We start from the raw sequence: 15,316 nt of genomic DNA, 5'->3' as shown, positions 1-15,316 counted from the left end.
CGAGACGCATCCGTCGGACTAAGAGGCCGCTGCCGAGTCTTCCAGCAGCTCGGTGCCGACGATGCTGATCGGGCTGCGCGGTGCGGGCACGGCCGCGAGATCCCAGTCGTACGCACAGGTCACCGGGGCGTGGTCGGACCAGCGCTCCGCGTACGTCGCTGCGCGTTCCACCTTCGCGGAGGTGGCGAGGGCGGCGAGGTTCGCGGAGGCCATCTGGTAGTCGATGCGCCAGCCGGTGTCGTTGTCGAAGGCTTTGCCGCGGAAGCTCCACCAGGAGTACGGGCCGTCGACGCCGGGGTGGAGGTTGCGGACCACGTCGGCGTAGCCGGCCTCGGTCAGGACGCTGGTGAGCCATTGGCGTTCTTCGGGGAGGAAGCCGGAGCTTTTTTGGTTGGCTCGCCAGTTCTTGATGTCGGCCTTGTCGTGGGCGATGTTCCAGTCGCCGCAGATGAGGATGGCTCGGCCGGTTTGGGCTGCTTCGGTGCTCAGGGCGCTCAGGTGGGCGTGGAAGCCTGCCATGAAGCGTTCCTTCTCCGCCTGGCGTTCGGTGCCTACCTCGCCGGTGGGGAGGTAGAGGCTGGCGATCGTGAGGGTGGGGAGGTGCATCTCGGCGTAGCGGCCGGCGGTGTCGAATTCGGGGGTGCCGAAGCCGATGCGGGTGGTGGTGGGGGCGACGCGGCTGAACAGGGCCACGCCGGCGCGGCCTTTGGCCGCCGCGGGGGCGACGAGGGTGTGCCAGCCTTCGGGGGCGCGCAGGTCGGCCGGGAACTGGTCCGGTTCGGCGCGGACCTCCTGGAGGCACACGACGTCGGCGGGGGTGGCCTTCAGCCACTCGGTGAAGCCCTTGGCGGCGGCGGCGCGGATGCCGTTGACATTGACGGTGGAGACGGTCAGCACGCGCACCAGAGTAACGGGCGCCGGGTGGCCGCACGGCCACCTGCGGGGCGATGACCGGCGCGTTCCGTGAAATCAAGGTGACGGTGCGCGGCATCCCCGGCATCATGCCTGGATGAGGAGTCGATCGAACCGGTCCGTGCCCGCCGCCAGTGGAGTTCGCGCGCCGTGGACCGCCGTGCCGGAGCACCTGCGGGCCCGCGTGCTGGACATCCTCGGCGGGGGAGAGGTGGTCGAAGCGGTGTCGCAGACCGGCGGATTCTCGCCGGGTCCGGCGGTGCGGCTGCGGACCTCGACCGGGCGCCGGGCGTTCGTCAAGGCGGTGAGCGCGGCGACGAACCCTGATTCGCCCGACATGCACCGCCGGGAGGCTGCCTACTCCGCGCAGATGCCGGAGCACGCGCCGGTCCCCAAGCTCCTGGGTGCCCTGGACGAGGACGGCTGGGTGGTCCTGGTCTTCGAGGAGATCGACGGCCACAACCCCGGCCCGGACTGGGATCCGGAGGAGCTGAGCAGGACCGTGGACGCGCTCGGCGAGATGTCCGCGCTGCTGACCCCCTCGCCGATCGACGCGCCGCCGGTCGCCGAGCGGCTGGTCGGGTTCACCGGCTGGCGCGACCTGCTCAAGGAATACGCGGCCGGCGAGGACGACCTGGCATGGCTGGATCCCTGGGCGCTGGCGCGTCTGGAGCCTCTGGCGGCGATCGAGGAGGGTATGGCAGTGCTCTGCGTCGGGGACACGCTCGTCAACCTGGACGTGCGCGCCGACAACATCCTGATCGCCGCCGACCGCGTCTACATCGTGGACTGGCCGTGGGCCGCGCGCGGTGCGGCGTGGCTGGACCTGGCGCTGTTCGTGCCGAACGTCTGGATGTACGGCGGGCCCGAGCTGGCGGGCATCGTCAGCGGACACCCGGTGCTCGCCGAGGCCGATCCCGAGGCGGTGCGCGCTTTCGCCGTCGGTGTCATCGGCATGATCACCAGCGCCTGCCGCCGGCCCGCCCCGCCCGGACTGCCGACGCTGCGGCCCTTCCAGCAGGCGTTCAGCGCGGCCGGGCTGGAGTGGCTTCGAACCCTGATGGACTGAGACTCTTCCGCTTTTAACGCGATCGCGTTAACGTGCGCCGCGTGAGCGCGCGTATCAGCATCCTGGAAGCGGCCGAGCGCCGGTTCGCCGAGGACGGCATCGAGGCGGTCTCGCTCCGGCAGATCGCCGCCGAGTCCGGCCAGCGCAACACCTCGGCCGTCGCCTACCACTTCGGCACGCGCGCGGCGTTGGTCGGCGCGCTCTACGAACACCGCATGGCGCCGATCAACGCGCGCCGCCTGGAGTTCCTGGACGCGCATCCGGACGCGGGCGTCGCGACCTATGTCAGGGCCCTGGTCGAACCGCTCGCCGAGACGCTGACCGACGCCGAGAAGGCCGGTCGTCCTTCGTGGTATCTGCGTTTCCTCGCCGAGGCGATGCGCTACCCGGAGTACGACCCGGCGTCGGTGGCAGTGGCGTTGGAGCGCCCGGAGGCCTCCAGCATCCGTGCCCTGATATCCGGGCTCCAGACGGCGACCGCGCCTCTGCGGCTCCCGCCCGGTGTCTTCGCCGAACGCATGCGGCTGCTGGCCCTGCTGGTCATCACCTCGCTCGCCGATCGGGAACGGCATCCGGGCACCGGCGTCGGCACCGAGACGCTCATCGCCGCCGGCGCCGCGATCCTGGCCGACGGACCCACCTCGACGCACAAGGAGTGAGCCATGGCGCCCTACGCCACCCTGCAAGCCCTCCTCACCGGTCGTGATCTCGCCGCCGGCCCTCGCAGGGGTCTGCGACGCCTGCCGGAGGGCGAGGAATCCCGGCCCTACGAGACCGTCACGGTCACCCCGTGCACCCGGCTGATCGGTGCGCAGATCTCGGGAATCGATCTCGGCGAGCCGGTCGCCCCCGAGGTATTCGCCGAACTGGATCGCGCGCTGCTGGAATTCAAGGTCCTGTTTTTCCGGGGTCAAAGTCGGGTCACCGCTGCCCGGCATCGGGATTTCGCAGGAATGTGGGGCGAATTGGAGATCCATCCCTTCCTGCCACAGGGCGACGTGGCGGAGATCGTGCGTTTCGAGAAGAGCGAGAGAGAAGCCGGCGTGGAGAACGTCTGGCACGCCGACGTCACCTGGCGCGAGAAGCCCGCGCTCGGCTCGGTGCTGCGCGCCGTGGAGGTGCCCGAAGCCGGCGGCGACACCTGCTTCGCGGACATGGCCGCCGCCTACGACTGCCTGCCCGAGCAGGTCAAGGCCCGCATCGAGGGGCGGGTGGCCGTGCACGACTTCACCCTGCCGTTCGGCATCGGCATGGACCCGGACAAGCTGAAGGAGATGCAGGAGAAGTACCCGGCGGTGGAACACCCGGTGGTACGGACCCATCCTCGGACCGGGCGGCGCACGCTGTTCGTGAACGCGATCTTCACCACGCACATCGTCGGGCTGCCGGAGCAGGAGAGCGAGGAACTGCTGAAAGTCTTGTTCCGGCAGGCTTCGGTGCCGGAGTACCAGGTCCGGTTCAAGTGGGAGCCCGGGTCGATCGCGTTCTGGGACAACCGGGCCGTGCAGCACTACGCGGTCAGTGATTACTTCCCGCGGCGCCGGGTGATGGAGCGTGCTGCGATCCTGGGGGACCGGCCTCGGTAGGCGGGGATTGCGGCGCGGGCACGGTCGGGGGCGTGGCGGGGGGAGTCGGTGCAGCCGATGCAGCCGGCGGTGTTTCGCTCGGTGCTGCTGAGCCCTCTGATTCAGCCGCCGAAGCCGAAGCCGGCACGTCCGGGGCATGCTGCGGTGGCGCGGTCGGCGGCGGAGCCGTCCCTGAATCGACCATCGCCGCCGCGCCCGGCTCGCCGCCGGTGTCGTGCTGGTCCCGCCACTTCTTCAGTCCGTCCAGGAAGCCGGCGCGCAGTTCGTGCTTGATCGGCTCCAGCTCCGCCTCCCAGGTGTCGATCCCCAGGTCGTTGGCGAAGCGCAGCAGGTCCGGGTCCAGGTCGTGCGGCACCCAGGTCCAGGTCGCCGTCCAGTCGGTGAGCCGCCGGCGCTCGGCCTCGGTGGCGCGCGCCATCCAGCGCGCGACGTAGGCCCGGCCGACGTCGATGGGCTCGGCGCGGCCGAAGCTCTTGTTCTCCTCGGCGTCCAGGAAGCGCTGGGTCGGGGAGGTGACCTGCCACAGCTTCGGGAAGCGGCTGTTGGCCAGCGGGGTCTTGGGCGACTCGGTGGGGTGCAGCACGCGCGGGGGCATGTCCAGCGGGGAGGGGAAGGCCTTGTGCGCGGGCTTGGCGTGCTCGCCGTGGGCGCCGAGCTTGGCCGGCTCGCAGCCGGGGTCCTCGCCGTGGCCGATCGGGACCTTCACCCAGACGTAGGGCTTGAGCCACTCCTCGGACAGGGTCATCGACTTGTCCACCGCGGCGATGAGCTCCAGCGACTGGTTGTAGTCCGAGGCCGCGCCCCACAGGTGGATGCGGGTGCCGTACTCCTGGGCCTCCTCGACCGCGTGCAGCAGGTCCTCGTCGCCGCTGACCAGGACCACGTCGGCGACCGCGCGCTTGCGGGCCAGGCCGGTGAGGTCGGCGTGCAGGAAGGTGTCGACGCCCTTCTGCTCGAACTTGCCGTCGTCGCGCCGGACCAGCTTGCCCAGGCGCAGCTTGAGCCCGTCCAGCACGCGCAGCAGGCGCTGGTCGCGGGTCGGGCCGGTGGCCGGGGCGGCGTCGTACCAGTACACGCGCAGGACCGGCAGGCCGGTCTCGGCGGCCGCGCGCTCGGTCAGCGCGGTCACCAGCCCCGGGTAATCGACCTCGATCCCGGGGCGGCCGGGATCACCGCTCACCACGTTCGCGGCGGCGGCCAGCACATATCCGGCGTCGACCAACACGGCACAGCGATCCATTGGGTAAAAGTGTCACATGCTTGCAGAGGGTGGCAACACGACAGACCGGCAGTGGCGCGGCTTTACCGAATAAGCGCGCTGACGGCAGAATCAGCCTCATGGGAACACATGGGGGAACGATGACTGAGTTCTTGGTGGGGCGCCGGCCAATGCGGAATATCGCAGGAATATGCGTTGCCGCGATCACGGCGGCGGCGCTGCAGGGCTGCGCGAGCAGCGGCACCGTCGCGACCGCGAAGACGGGCACTGCGACGCCGACCACGGTCCCGACCAGCACGGCGACGATCACCGGGACCGCGCCTTCGCCGGACGCCACGGACACCGCGACGGCCACCGGAACGCCGGCCGCCACCGGGACGCCCGCGGCCACCGGCACCTCGGCCGCCTCCTCGCCGCCGCCCAACACCGCGCCGGCCGCCGCCGGCGGCTGGACCCCGCAGGGCCAGCTGGCGAACTCCGAGCCGGTCGACCAGGTGGTGAACGCCGACAAGTCGGTGACCGCGACCTGGCCCAAGGGCGCGCCGGCCGGGCACGCGCTGACCGTCAAGCTCCGGGCCGCGCGCAACGGCACCAAGATCGTGATCCACCTGGCCATCGACAACGAGAGCGGCCGGCAGGTCTCGATGAACGAGGGGGTGTTCACCGGCGGGGCGGTGCTCGACGCGCAGGGCAACGACCTGAACATGGAGAACTTCGACCCGCTGTGGACGCTCGGCAGCGGGAGCTCGGACGGGAACGTCGATCCGGGCCAGCCGCTGACCGGCGACTTCGTGGTCGACGCCCCGGCCTCGGGCTCGACGCTGAACGCCTACTGGACGCAGGCGGTCTCGGAGAACGGGATCATGGCGGGGATCATTCTGATCCGGGACATCCCGATCAACTGACCGGCCGACGACTCGGGGGAGATGACCGAACGGCTCCGGTTCCGCGTGATCGCGCGGAACCGGAGCCGTTGTCAGCTGTCGTCAGTCGAGGAGCCGATCAGCCGGCGACCTTGGCGATCCGGAACTTCAGCCCCAGATCCTCGTCCCCGGCGATCGCCGCCTGCAGCTTCTCCAGCTCCGCGGGGTCCTCGCCGGCCGGCACCACGCCCTCGGCGAAGGCCAGTGCCAGCACCTCGTCGGCGATCATCGCCGCGTGCTCGCGCACCGCCTCGGCGGCCTCGGCGCCGGCGGCCGAGCCGTCGAGCGCCGCCCACGTCAGGGTGATGCGGTCGGCGACGTCCAGCCCGGTCGCCTTGCGCGTCTCCTGCAGGAAGCGCACCACGTCGCGCGCCAGGCCCGCGCGCCGCAGCTCCGGCGTGACGTGCAGGTCCAGGGCGATGGTCTCGCCGCCGGAGGTGGCCACGGCCCAGCCCTCGCGGGGCGTCTCGGTGACGATGACCTCCTCGGGGGCGACCGTCACCTCCTCGCCGTCGACCACGACCGTCGCCGAGCCCTGCGACCGCAGCGCGCCCGCGAGCGCCCCGGCGTCCGCCGCCGCGATGGCGGCGGCGACCAGCGGCGTGCGCTTGGCGAAGCGGGCGCCCAGGGCGCGGAAGTTGCCCTTGGCGGCGTAGTTGATCAGGGGAGCGTCGATCAGGTCGCCGCCGGCCGCCAGCGGAGAGGTGGTGACCACGTTCAGCTCCTCCAGCAGCTGCCCGCGCAGCTCCTCGGGCAGCCCGCCCCAGCCCGGGGCGCCGACCAGCGCCCGGGACAGCGGCTGGCGGGTCTTCACGCCGGAGTCCGCGCGGGTGGCGCGGCCCAGCTCGACCAGGCGGCGGGTGAGCGCCATCTGCTCGGCCAGCTCCGGGTCGACCAGTGCCTCGTCCACGGCCGGCCAGGCGGCCAGGTGCACCGACTCCGGCGCCTCGGCGTCCACCGGGCGCACCAGGTCCTGCCAGACCCGCTCGGTGATGAACGGGACCATCGGCGCCATCAGCTTGGTGACCGCCTCCAGCGCCTCGTGCAGCGTGGCCAGGGCGGCCGGGTCGGCGTTCCAGAAGCGGCGGCGGGCGCGGCGGACGTACCAGTTGGACAGGTCGTCCACGAAGGCGGACAGGAGCTTGCCGACCTTGAGCGTGTCGAACTCGTCCATCGCCGCGGTGACGTCGCGGACCAGGACGTTGAGTTCGGACAGGACCCAGCGGTCCAGCGCCGGGCGCTCGGCGGGCTCCGGGTCGCCGGCCGAGGGCGACCAGCCCGCGGTGCGGCCGTAGAGCGCCTGGAACGAGACGGTGTTCCAGTAGGTCAGCAGGGTCTTGCGGACCACTTCCTGGATCGTCGCGTGCCCGACCCGGCGCGCCGACCACGGCGAGCCGCCGGCCAGCATGAACCAGCGCACGGCGTCGGCGCCGTGCTGGTCCATCAGCGGGATCGGCTCCAGGATGTTGCCCAGGTGCTTGGACATCTTGCGGCCGTCCTCGGCCAGGATGTGGCCCAGGCACAGGACGTTCTTGTAGGACGACTTGTCGAACACCAGCGTGCCGACCGCCAGCAGCGAGTAGAACCAGCCGCGGGTCTGGTCGATCGCCTCGGCGATGAAGTCGGCCGGGTAGGCGTTCTCGAACTTCTCCTTCGAGCCCTCGGCGTAGGGGTAGCCGTGCTGCGCGAAGGGCATCGAGCCGGAGTCGTACCAGCCGTCGATGACCTCCGGGACGCGGGTGGCGGTCCGGCCGGTCTCAGTGCACTGCGGGCAGGGCATGGTGACGTCGTCCACGAACGGCCGGTGCGGGTCCAGCTCCGACACGTCCTGTCCGGAGAGTTCGCTGAGCTCCTTCAGCGAGCCGACGGCGGTGACGTGCCCGACCTCGCACACCCACAGCGGCAGCGGCGTGCCCCAGTAGCGCTTGCGGGACAGCGACCAGTCGATGTTGTTGTTCAGCCAGTCGCCGAAGCGGCCGTACTTGACGTTGTCCGGGAACCAGTTGGTCGCGTCGTTCTCGCGCATCATCGCGTCCTTCAACGCGGTGGTGCGGATGTACCAGGCCGGCTGCGCGTAGTAGAGCAGCGCGGTGTGGCAGCGCCAGCAGTGCGGGTAGCTGTGCTCGTACTCCAGGTGCTTGAACAGCACGCCGCGCTCGCGCAGGTCGGAGGTGAGGACCTCGTCGGCCTTCTTGAAGAAGACCCCGCCGACCATCGGCACGGACTCCTCGAAGGTGCCGTCGCCGCGGATCGGGTTCACCACCGGCAGGTCGTACTTCTTGCAGGTGGCCAGGTCGTCGGCGCCGAAGGCCGGAGCCTGGTGGACCAGGCCGGTGCCGTCCTCGGTGGTGACGTAGTCGGCCAGGACCACGAAGTGCGCGTCGGGGACGTCGACGAGCTCGAACGGGCGCTGATACGTCCAGCGCTCCATCTGGGCGCCGGTGTAGGACTCGCCGGTGGGCTCCCATCCCTCGCCGAGCGAGGCGGCGACCAGCGGCTCGGCGACGACCAGGCGCTCGGTGCCGTCGGTGACCACGACGTAGGCCACCTCGGGGTGCGCCGCGACCGCGGTGTTGGACACCAGGGTCCAGGGCGTGGTCGTCCAGACCAGCAGCGAGGTGTTCCCGGCCAGCGGTCCGGAGGTCAGCGGGAAGCGGACGTAGACCGAGGGGTCGACGACGGTCTCATAGCCCTGCGCCAGCTCGTGGTCGGAAAGGCCGGTGCCGCAGCGCGGGCAGTACGGCGCGACGCGGTGATCCTGGACCAGCAGGCCCTTGTCGAAGATCTGCTTCAGCGACCACCACACCGACTCCACGTAGGACGGGTTCATCGTCCAGTACGCCTCGTCGGTGTTGACCCAGTAGCCCATGCGCTCGGTGAGCTTCTCGAAGGCGTCCACATGCCGGCGCACCGACTCGCGGCACTTGGCGTTGAACTCGGCGATGCCGTAGGCCTCGATGTCCTGCTTCTGGGTGAAGCCGAGCTCGGCCTCCACCGCCAGCTCCACGGGCAGGCCGTGGCAGTCCCAGCCGGCCTTGCGGTCCACGCGGTGGCCCTGCATGGTCTTGAAGCGCGGGAAGACGTCCTTGAAGACGCGGGCCTCGACGTGGTGGGTGCCGGGACGGCCGTTCGCGGTCGGCGGACCCTCGTAGAAGGTCCAGGTCGGCGCGCCCTCGGTGGCCTTCAGGCTCTTGTCGAAGATGGCGGCGCCGCGCCAGAAGTCGATGACCTCGGCGTCCATCGCCGGGAGATCGAGCTGGGCGTTGACGGGGCGGTAGAGCCTGGGGTCAGGCGCGGTCATGCGCGGTGCCTTCCTTCGTCGCGGTCTGCTAAAGCCGACGAAGGGACGACACTGACACCCTGTTTCCACAGTGCCGGTACCGCGGTACCACCCTCCTTGACACCCCGTTGTCAACGGCGTGTCCACTTCATTGGTATCCGGCCGGTTCTACTCGGGCCCGACGGCCCTTTCTTCCGGCGGCTCGGGGGTGATTTTCGCGCGGCGTCCGCCTCCGGGCTCGCACCGTCCCCGGATCGCTGAGGCTTTCCCGCCGCGCTACTCGTCCCGTCGCTGCCTGCTCGGGTACTCGTGTCATTGTAAGCGGTGTGGAGGAGCTCCGGATTCCCATTCGCGTGAAGCCCGGGAGCTCGCGCACGAAGGTGGGCGGACGGCACGGCGAACGGTCACTCATCGTGGCCGTCACGGCCAAGGCGGTCGACGGCGCGGCGACCGAGGCGGCGCTGCGAGCGGTCGCGGAGGCGCTGGGAATGCCGCGCCGAGCGGTCCAGTTGATTACCGGAGCCACGTCGCGCGACAAAGTCTTAGGGGTTTCTTCGGAAGACCCGGACACCGTGCGCGAGCTGGTGCGGGACCTGCTCGGCTGAACCGGGCGGATTCCGCGGGAACGCCTCGGTTACCGCACGCCGTCGGCCTCTTAGCCCGAACGGGTGAATGTTTGGTGCGCAAGTGTTCGACGGGAACTGGTGGGTGGGTTGAGACGTTTCTCCCCTCACGAAGCGTGATTAGCGGGGGCCCGGCGCGGGCACGCTACACGTCGCGTGTGAGTTGGGGGCGGACGGGCCTGGTCGGGTGCGCAGGGGCGCGCTCGGGTGAACTGGCCGCCACGTCAGAGAGCGAGGATGACGGCCGTGACGACGAGCAGGACGAAGGCATCAGAGGCGGCCACGGGGGCCACGCACGCCGCGAAGGGCGCGGCCGGCCCGGCCGCGGCCGGTAAGGCGGTGCCCACGCCGGCTCGGGCCGCGACCGGCGCCAAGGCCGCGCCGCCGAACCGCCGATCCGGCGCCGGCGAGGCGCGGCGGTCGGCGAGCGGGCCGGCCGCTTCGGTTTCGGGCCAGGTTTCGGCCCGGTCCGCGGCGGCAACACCTGCTGTGACCAAGACTGCCGCGACGAAGCCCGCCGAGACGAAGCCTGCCGAGACCAAGCCTGCTGAGACCAAGAGCACTGCCAGAACCCCGGCGAAGCACCAGCACCCGGCGCACGAAACCGCGGCCGCGGAGAAGGAGACTCCCATGACGGTCACGCAGATCAGCCAGACCATGGCCGGCGTCGGCGGGCTGCCGCCGTACCGGACCGGCGAGGACCCGTGGACCCCCGAGGAGGTCGGCGAGTTGCAGGCCGAGCTCGAGGGCGACGCCGCGCGCCTGCGCCGGGAGATCAGCACCGCCGAGACCGGCATCGCCGACCTGCTCCGGGACTCCGGCGAGGGCGCCGGCGACGACCAGGCCGACGCCGGTACCAAGAACTTCGAGCGCGAGCACGAGATGGCGATAGCGAACAACGCCAGGGAGATGCTCCAGCAGACCGAGCGGGCGCTGGCCCGGCTGGCGGCGGACACGTACGGGGTGTGCGAGTCCTGCGGCGAGCCGGTCGGCAAGTACCGGCTGCAGGCGTTCCCGCGGGCCACGCTGTGCATGAGCTGCAAGCAGAAGCAGGAGCGGCGCTGATTCGCGGGACCCGGCCCGGCGGTGATCGCCGGGCCGCCGGTTCCCGCGGCGGTGACCGCGCGTCGTGTCCGCTGCCTCGAAGGTAGGGTGTGCGCGTGGCTTCAGAAGTACGCGCGGATTCAGAGGTGGGCCAGGACATGGCCGGGATCATCGACCAGGGCGAGGCGGGTGTTGGAGGATCCGGCGCCGCCGGCGGTTCCGGGCCGGTGGCGACGCCTGGCGACGGGGCGGTGAGCGCGGCGGGCGAGACGCCGGCGCAGGTCGAGGCCGGTGCGGGCGCCGAGGGCGCTGACGGTTCCGATGCTGCCGAGGGTGCTGACGGTGCTGACCGTACCGAGCCTGCGCGAGCTGCCGAGATCCGTGACAGTGCCGATGGTCCGGTAGACGCCGCCGAGCCGACCGAAGCTGCCGACGCCCCCGAAGCTGCCGAAGCCTCCGAAACTGTCGAGACTGCTGAAGCCGCCGACGCCGCCGAGCTTCCGCGCAAGCGCCGGATCGGCGTCGTGCTGGTCTTCGCGGCGCTCGCGCTGGCGCTGGACATCACCAGCAAGGCGCTGGTGGTCGCGCACTTGCAGGACCGCGGCCCGATCCACGTCACCGGCGGCTTCCTGAACCTCATCCTGATCCGCAACTCCGGCGCCGCCTTCTCCATCGGCGAGGGCCAGACCTGGGTGTTCACGCTGATCGCGGCCGGCGTGGTGTTCGTCATCCTGCGGGTGTCGCGCAATCTGCGCTCGCTGCCGTGGGCCATCGCGCTCGGGCTGCTGCTCGGCGGCGCGCTGGGGAACCTGAGCGACCGGCTGTTCCGCTCCCCGGGCGTGGGGCGCGGCGACGTCGTGGACTTCCTGCAGTTCCCGACCTTCCCGCTGGTGCACTACGACTTCCCGGTGTTCAACCTCGCGGACACCGCGATCGTCATCGGCGGCTGCCTGATGGTGCTGCTGTCCTTCCTCGGCATGCAGCCCGACGGGTCGCGGCACAAGGAGCAGAAGGGCTCCGACGCTGCCGGATAATGGTGGCCATGTCTGATCTCCGCAGTCTCCCCATCCCGGACGGCCTCGAGGGCGAGCGCCTCGACGCCGCGCTGGCCCGCATGTTCGGTCTGTCGCGGACCCGCGCCGCCGAGCTGGCCGCGGAGGGCCGGGTCCGGGTGGACGGCAGCGAGGCCGGCAAGTCCGACCGGGTGCGCGGCGGGGCGTGGCTGGAGATCGAGCTGCCGGCCGCCGCCGACCCGGTGGCGGTGAAGGCCGAGGCGGTCGAGGGCATGCGGATCGTCCACGACGACGAGGACATCGTGGTCATCGACAAGCCGGTGGGCGTCGCGGCGCACCCGAGCCCGGGCTGGCTGGGGACGACCGTCGTCGGCGGCCTGGCCGCGGCCGGGTACCGGATCTCGACGTCCGGCGCCTCGGAGCGGCAGGGCGTCGTGCACCGGCTCGACGTCGGGACCAGCGGGCTGATGGTGGTGGCCAAGTCCGAGCGCGCCTACACGCTGCTGAAGCAGGCGTTCCGCGACCGCACCGTGGACAAGCGCTACCACACGCTGGTGCAGGGCCACCCGGACCCGATGCGCGGAACCGTCGACGCGCCGATCGGCCGCCACCCGCACCACGACTACAAGTTCGCCGTGGTCCGCGGCGGCAAGGACAGCGTCACGCACTACGAGACGATCGAGGCCTACCGCGCGGCGACGCTGCTGGCGATCAAGCTCGAGACCGGCCGCACGCACCAGATCCGCGTGCACATGGCCGCCCTGCGCCACCCCTGCGTCGGCGACCTGCAGTACGGCGCGGACCCGACGCTGGGGGAGCGGCTGGGCCTGGGACGGCAGTGGCTGCACGCGGTGAGCCTCGGCTTCGAGCACCCGGGGACCGGGGAGTGGGTGCAGTACGACAGCCAGTACCCGGACGATCTGCAGCACGCGCTGGATCTCATCGCCGCCGAGAGCTGAGCTGACAGCTGATTCGGGAGCTGATTCCGGGAGCTGATTCGGGAGCTGATTCGCGTCGGCGGCTCCCCTGAATCCGCTCCCGAACGGTTTCTTCCTACCCTGCGGCGTTGCTGCCCCACGCCGGGCGATCATGGCGGTTGACTGGGTCCCGTGGCGAAGACGGATTGGTGGTGGCCGCCGGCCCACCCCCGCACCTGGGCGGCGATGGTCGGCGCGGTCCTGATCGTGGCGCTGGCCACGCTGGCCGGCGTCTACCTGTCGCACCTGGACCGCGGCGGGCGGCACTACGGCTTCGGCGCCGGCGCGACCCAGGTCCCGGACCGCGTCGACGTCCTGGCGACCATCAACCGCGTCGACGCGCCCCGCAACGAGGCCTCGGTCCGCGTGTTCGTCTCCGTCGAGGGCGCCTACGCCGAGGACGACACCGGCGTGTACCCGAAGCAGGACGTCACGATCAGCACCTCCTCGCTCTCCAGCGGCGAGCTGACCTTCCCGGCCGGCAAGCGCATCGTCTCCCAGGACGTCCGCATGGACCTCCCCGGCGGCGACATCGCCGACTACCCCTTCGACCGCTACTCGACCACCCTCCGCTTCGCCGCGGACGTCGCCGGCAAACCGGTCCCCGCCACCGTCGCCATCATCGACTCCGACCCCGGCTTCGTCACCCGCGAAACCCCCGTCGGCGGCGAACCCCTCGCCCCCGGCTTCGACATCCAACTCCGCCGCACCCGAGGCACCTTCACCATGGTGTGGCTGATGTACGTGATCATGTGGGCCCTGGCCCTGTCCGTCCTCACCGGCGCCCTGGTCATGGGCCACCGCCGCCTCGGCATGGTCTGGCCCGGCCTCGGCTGGATGGCCGCCTCCCTGTTCGCCCTGGCCGGCTACCGCAACACCGCTCCAGGCCAGCCCCCGATCGGCTGCCTCCTGGACTACACAGTGTTCCTGTGGGCGGAGGCACTCGTGGCGTTCTCGATGGTCTACGCGGTACTGCGGGGGACCAGGGTCGAGGTGGCGGCGGAGGCAGGGGGCTGAGACCCTCAGCCCTCCCGCCCGATCTCCGCGACCACCGCGCCGGTCAGCCGCACCAGTTCTTCGGGTGCCAGTTCGATCTCCATGCCGCGTTTGCCGGCGGAGCAGAACATGGTGTCGTGCAGGAGGGCGGTTTCGTCGATGACGGTGGGGAGGGGTTTGCGTTGGCCTAGGGGGGAGACGCCGCCGAGGACGTAGCCGGTGGTGCGGGTGACGGCGGCGGGGTCGGCCATGGCTGCCTTCTTGCCGCCGACGGCGGTGGCGAGGGCTTTGAGGTCCAGGGAGCCGGAGACGGGGACGACGGCCACGGTCAGGGTGCCGTCGACGTCGGCTACCAGGGTTTTGAAGACGCGTTCGGGGTCCACGCCCATGACGTCCGCTGCTTCGCGGCCGTAGGAGGCCGCCGCGGGGTCGTGGTCGTAGGTGTGGACGGTGAAGTCCACGCCTTCCTTGCTGAGCAGGGCGGTGGCTGGGGTGCCGGTTGCCTGACGGTTCTTGGCTGCCATGCGGTAATGGTGCCAGGGCGGTGCGCTTCGGGTGTGCCTCGGCGCTCTCTTGGGCATCTTCCGCCACTCCCGGCTGCCGGGATGGGGCCCGGCATGAAAAGCTGATGGACGATGAACGACCAGACTTCGCCGACTGCCGATGGGCAGGGCCCGGGTTCCTCGCCGTGGCGGAACCCCTTTGAGGAACCGCAGAGCGCGCACGGGCTGCCCGGGGTGCCGGACCTCGTGCCGGGCCCCGGCGCCGACGGACCGGGAGGTCCGGGCGGGTACGGCGGTCCCGGTCCGGTGGCGCGTCCGGGGCGGCCGCCGCTGACGGCGGCGCTGCTCCAGTGGCGCTCCGACCTGCTCGTCGCGGCTGTCCTGGTGGTCACCGGCGCGGTGTTCGGTGTGCTGTCCGGGCTGGCGTGGTACCGCTTCGCGCCGACCGTGTGGCTGACGCTGCCGGCCAACGCCGTCCCGCAGGTGACCTCCGGCATCGACCAGTCCGCGCTGCTGGTCGCGCCCGAGGCGAAGGGCATCGCCAGCGTCGACGGGTACTACTTCGTCTTCACCGCGGTCTCCGGGCTGCTGCTGGGCGTCCTCGGCTTCTTCCTGGCGCGGCGCGGTCTGCTCGACAACCGCGGCGCCAGCCGCGGCGAGCGCGACCGCGGCGAGCGGGACGGCGCCGCGATCGGCGCCTGGGCCGGCGTGCTGCTCGGCGGGTTCGCGGCCTCCACCCTGGCCGCCGCGCTCGGCCGCTGGGTGTCGATGCCCGACCCGCTGACCGTGCTGCACACCATCGCCGCCGGGCACAACTTCCACGCGCCGGTCGCGCTGCACGCCCAGGGCCTCTACCTGGCCGCACCGCTGCTGGGCCTGGTGCTGTTCCTGGCGCTGACCGCGGCGTTCACCAAGCCGACCCCGCCGCCCTGGCAGGCCGACGGTGGGCAGGCGTACTTCACGACCAGCAATCCTTATGGCTTCCAGCCAGGCGTGAACCCCGCCGGCGGCGCGCCTCAGGAACAGCCGCAGCCACCGCAACAGCAGCCGCAGCCAGCGCAGCAACCAGGGGAGAACGGTCCGGACGCCGGACCGGAAGCGAACTCGGGCGCGCCGCAGGCTGACAATTCGCTCGGCTGACACCGCGTTTCCGTATGCCGCCGGCACCTGC

Annotated in this window: 15 protein-coding genes; 10 read left to right on the top strand and 5 right to left on the bottom strand. The window is 71.3% G+C overall.

Annotated features, from left to right (window positions below; translation table 11 throughout):
* Window positions 1-18: 18 nt before the first annotated feature.
* Window positions 19-897 carry an exodeoxyribonuclease III gene (locus tag CACI_RS28465; RefSeq protein ID WP_083796152.1) on the bottom strand — a complete coding sequence of 293 codons (879 nt, stop codon included), beginning with the start codon at window positions 895-897 and terminating at the stop codon, window positions 19-21.
* A 112-nt stretch (window positions 898-1,009) separates the two neighbouring features.
* Between CACI_RS28465 and CACI_RS28460 the strand changes: the two genes are divergently transcribed.
* Genes CACI_RS28460 through CACI_RS28450 form a run of 3 tightly spaced genes read left to right on the top strand, consistent with a single transcriptional unit; the run spans window position 1,010 to window position 3,567 of the window.
* Window positions 1,010-1,981 (top strand): phosphotransferase family protein, encoded by a 972-nt coding sequence (locus CACI_RS28460; protein ID WP_041540512.1) that lies wholly within the window; start codon window positions 1,010-1,012, stop codon window positions 1,979-1,981.
* A 41-nt stretch (window positions 1,982-2,022) separates the two neighbouring features.
* A complete protein-coding gene (locus CACI_RS28455) occupies window positions 2,023-2,640 on the top strand; it encodes a TetR/AcrR family transcriptional regulator (RefSeq protein ID WP_190276640.1) in 618 nt (205 codons plus the stop codon).
* Between the two features lie 3 nt (window positions 2,641-2,643).
* Window positions 2,644-3,567, top strand: coding sequence for a TauD/TfdA dioxygenase family protein (locus CACI_RS28450; RefSeq protein ID WP_015794329.1), 924 nt, complete (start codon window positions 2,644-2,646; stop codon window positions 3,565-3,567).
* Here the strand turns inward: CACI_RS28450 and CACI_RS28445 are convergent.
* A complete protein-coding gene (locus tag CACI_RS28445) occupies window positions 3,500-4,807 on the bottom strand; it encodes an NYN domain-containing protein (RefSeq protein ID WP_015794328.1) in 1,308 nt (435 codons plus the stop codon). The genes CACI_RS28450 and CACI_RS28445 overlap by 68 nt on opposite strands.
* Window positions 4,808-4,926: 119 nt before the next feature.
* Here CACI_RS28445 and CACI_RS51510 point away from each other — a divergent pair, with 119 nt between their 5' ends.
* A complete protein-coding gene (locus CACI_RS51510) occupies window positions 4,927-5,691 on the top strand; it encodes a hypothetical protein (RefSeq protein WP_015794327.1) in 765 nt (254 codons plus the stop codon).
* 97 nt (window positions 5,692-5,788) lie between these two features.
* Here the strand turns inward: CACI_RS51510 and ileS are convergent, their stop codons facing one another.
* Window positions 5,789-9,010 carry an isoleucine--tRNA ligase gene (ileS, locus tag CACI_RS28435; protein ID WP_015794326.1) on the bottom strand — a complete coding sequence of 1,074 codons (3,222 nt, stop codon included), beginning with the start codon at window positions 9,008-9,010 and terminating at the stop codon, window positions 5,789-5,791.
* A gap of 305 nt (window positions 9,011-9,315) precedes the next feature.
* On the opposite strand from ileS, the gene CACI_RS28430 reads away from it, so the two are divergent.
* Window positions 9,316-9,594, top strand: coding sequence for a DUF167 domain-containing protein (locus CACI_RS28430; protein ID WP_015794325.1), 279 nt, complete (start codon window positions 9,316-9,318; stop codon window positions 9,592-9,594).
* 242 nt (window positions 9,595-9,836) lie between these two features.
* Here the strand turns inward: CACI_RS28430 and CACI_RS52870 are convergent, their stop codons facing one another.
* Window positions 9,837-10,253 (bottom strand): hypothetical protein, encoded by a 417-nt coding sequence (locus CACI_RS52870; protein WP_223297265.1) that lies wholly within the window; start codon window positions 10,251-10,253, stop codon window positions 9,837-9,839.
* Between CACI_RS52870 and CACI_RS52865 the strand changes: the two genes are divergently transcribed.
* From CACI_RS52865 to CACI_RS28405, 4 genes are all read left to right on the top strand, one after another.
* On the top strand, window positions 10,243-10,677 hold the full coding sequence (locus CACI_RS52865; protein ID WP_049871736.1) for a TraR/DksA family transcriptional regulator: 435 nt from the start codon (window positions 10,243-10,245) through the stop codon (window positions 10,675-10,677). The genes CACI_RS52870 and CACI_RS52865 overlap by 11 nt on opposite strands.
* Before the next feature lie 95 nt (window positions 10,678-10,772).
* Complete coding sequence (gene lspA / locus CACI_RS28415; protein ID WP_223297264.1) at window positions 10,773-11,690, top strand: signal peptidase II; 918 nt, start codon at window positions 10,773-10,775, stop codon at window positions 11,688-11,690.
* Complete coding sequence (locus CACI_RS28410) at window positions 11,690-12,628, top strand: RluA family pseudouridine synthase (protein ID WP_015794322.1); 939 nt, start codon at window positions 11,690-11,692, stop codon at window positions 12,626-12,628. Before lspA ends, CACI_RS28410 begins: the two co-directional genes overlap by 1 nt.
* 150 nt (window positions 12,629-12,778) lie before the next feature.
* Window positions 12,779-13,663, top strand: coding sequence for a DUF4436 family protein (locus CACI_RS28405; protein ID WP_049871735.1), 885 nt, complete (start codon window positions 12,779-12,781; stop codon window positions 13,661-13,663).
* 5 nt (window positions 13,664-13,668) lie between these two features.
* Here CACI_RS28405 and ybaK read toward each other — a convergent pair whose 3' ends face one another.
* Window positions 13,669-14,166 (bottom strand): Cys-tRNA(Pro) deacylase, encoded by a 498-nt coding sequence (ybaK, locus tag CACI_RS28400; protein ID WP_015794320.1) that lies wholly within the window; start codon window positions 14,164-14,166, stop codon window positions 13,669-13,671.
* Between the two features lie 111 nt (window positions 14,167-14,277).
* Between ybaK and CACI_RS28395 the strand changes: the two genes are divergently transcribed.
* Entirely contained in the window at window positions 14,278-15,285 is a 1,008-nt protein-coding gene (locus tag CACI_RS28395; protein WP_015794319.1) for a TMEM165/GDT1 family protein, read from the top strand.
* The last annotated feature ends 31 nt before the right edge of the window (window positions 15,286-15,316 follow it).

This window comes from Catenulispora acidiphila DSM 44928, from assembly GCF_000024025.1.
GTDB lineage: Bacteria > Actinomycetota > Actinomycetes > Streptomycetales > Catenulisporaceae > Catenulispora > Catenulispora acidiphila.
This window is presented reverse-complemented; position numbering and strand designations above follow the sequence as displayed.

Excerpts from the sequence above, each read along its gene's own strand:
- CACI_RS28460 (WP_041540512.1), top strand. The coding sequence starts at position 1,010 with ATGAGGAGTCGATCGAACCGGTCCGTGCCCGCCGCCAGTGGAGTTCGC.
- CACI_RS28450 (WP_015794329.1), top strand. The coding sequence starts at position 2,644 with ATGGCGCCCTACGCCACCCTGCAAGCCCTCCTCACCGGTCGTGATCTC.
- CACI_RS28445 (WP_015794328.1), bottom strand. The coding sequence starts at position 4,807 with ATGGATCGCTGTGCCGTGTTGGTCGACGCCGGATATGTGCTGGCCGCC.
- CACI_RS51510 (WP_015794327.1), top strand. The coding sequence starts at position 4,927 with ATGACTGAGTTCTTGGTGGGGCGCCGGCCAATGCGGAATATCGCAGGA.
- ileS (WP_015794326.1), bottom strand. The coding sequence starts at position 9,010 with ATGACCGCGCCTGACCCCAGGCTCTACCGCCCCGTCAACGCCCAGCTC.
- CACI_RS52865 (WP_049871736.1), top strand. The coding sequence starts at position 10,243 with ATGACGGTCACGCAGATCAGCCAGACCATGGCCGGCGTCGGCGGGCTG.
- CACI_RS28410 (WP_015794322.1), top strand. The coding sequence starts at position 11,690 with ATGGTGGCCATGTCTGATCTCCGCAGTCTCCCCATCCCGGACGGCCTC.
- ybaK (WP_015794320.1), bottom strand. The coding sequence starts at position 14,166 with ATGGCAGCCAAGAACCGTCAGGCAACCGGCACCCCAGCCACCGCCCTG.
- CACI_RS28395 (WP_015794319.1), top strand. The coding sequence starts at position 14,278 with ATGAACGACCAGACTTCGCCGACTGCCGATGGGCAGGGCCCGGGTTCC.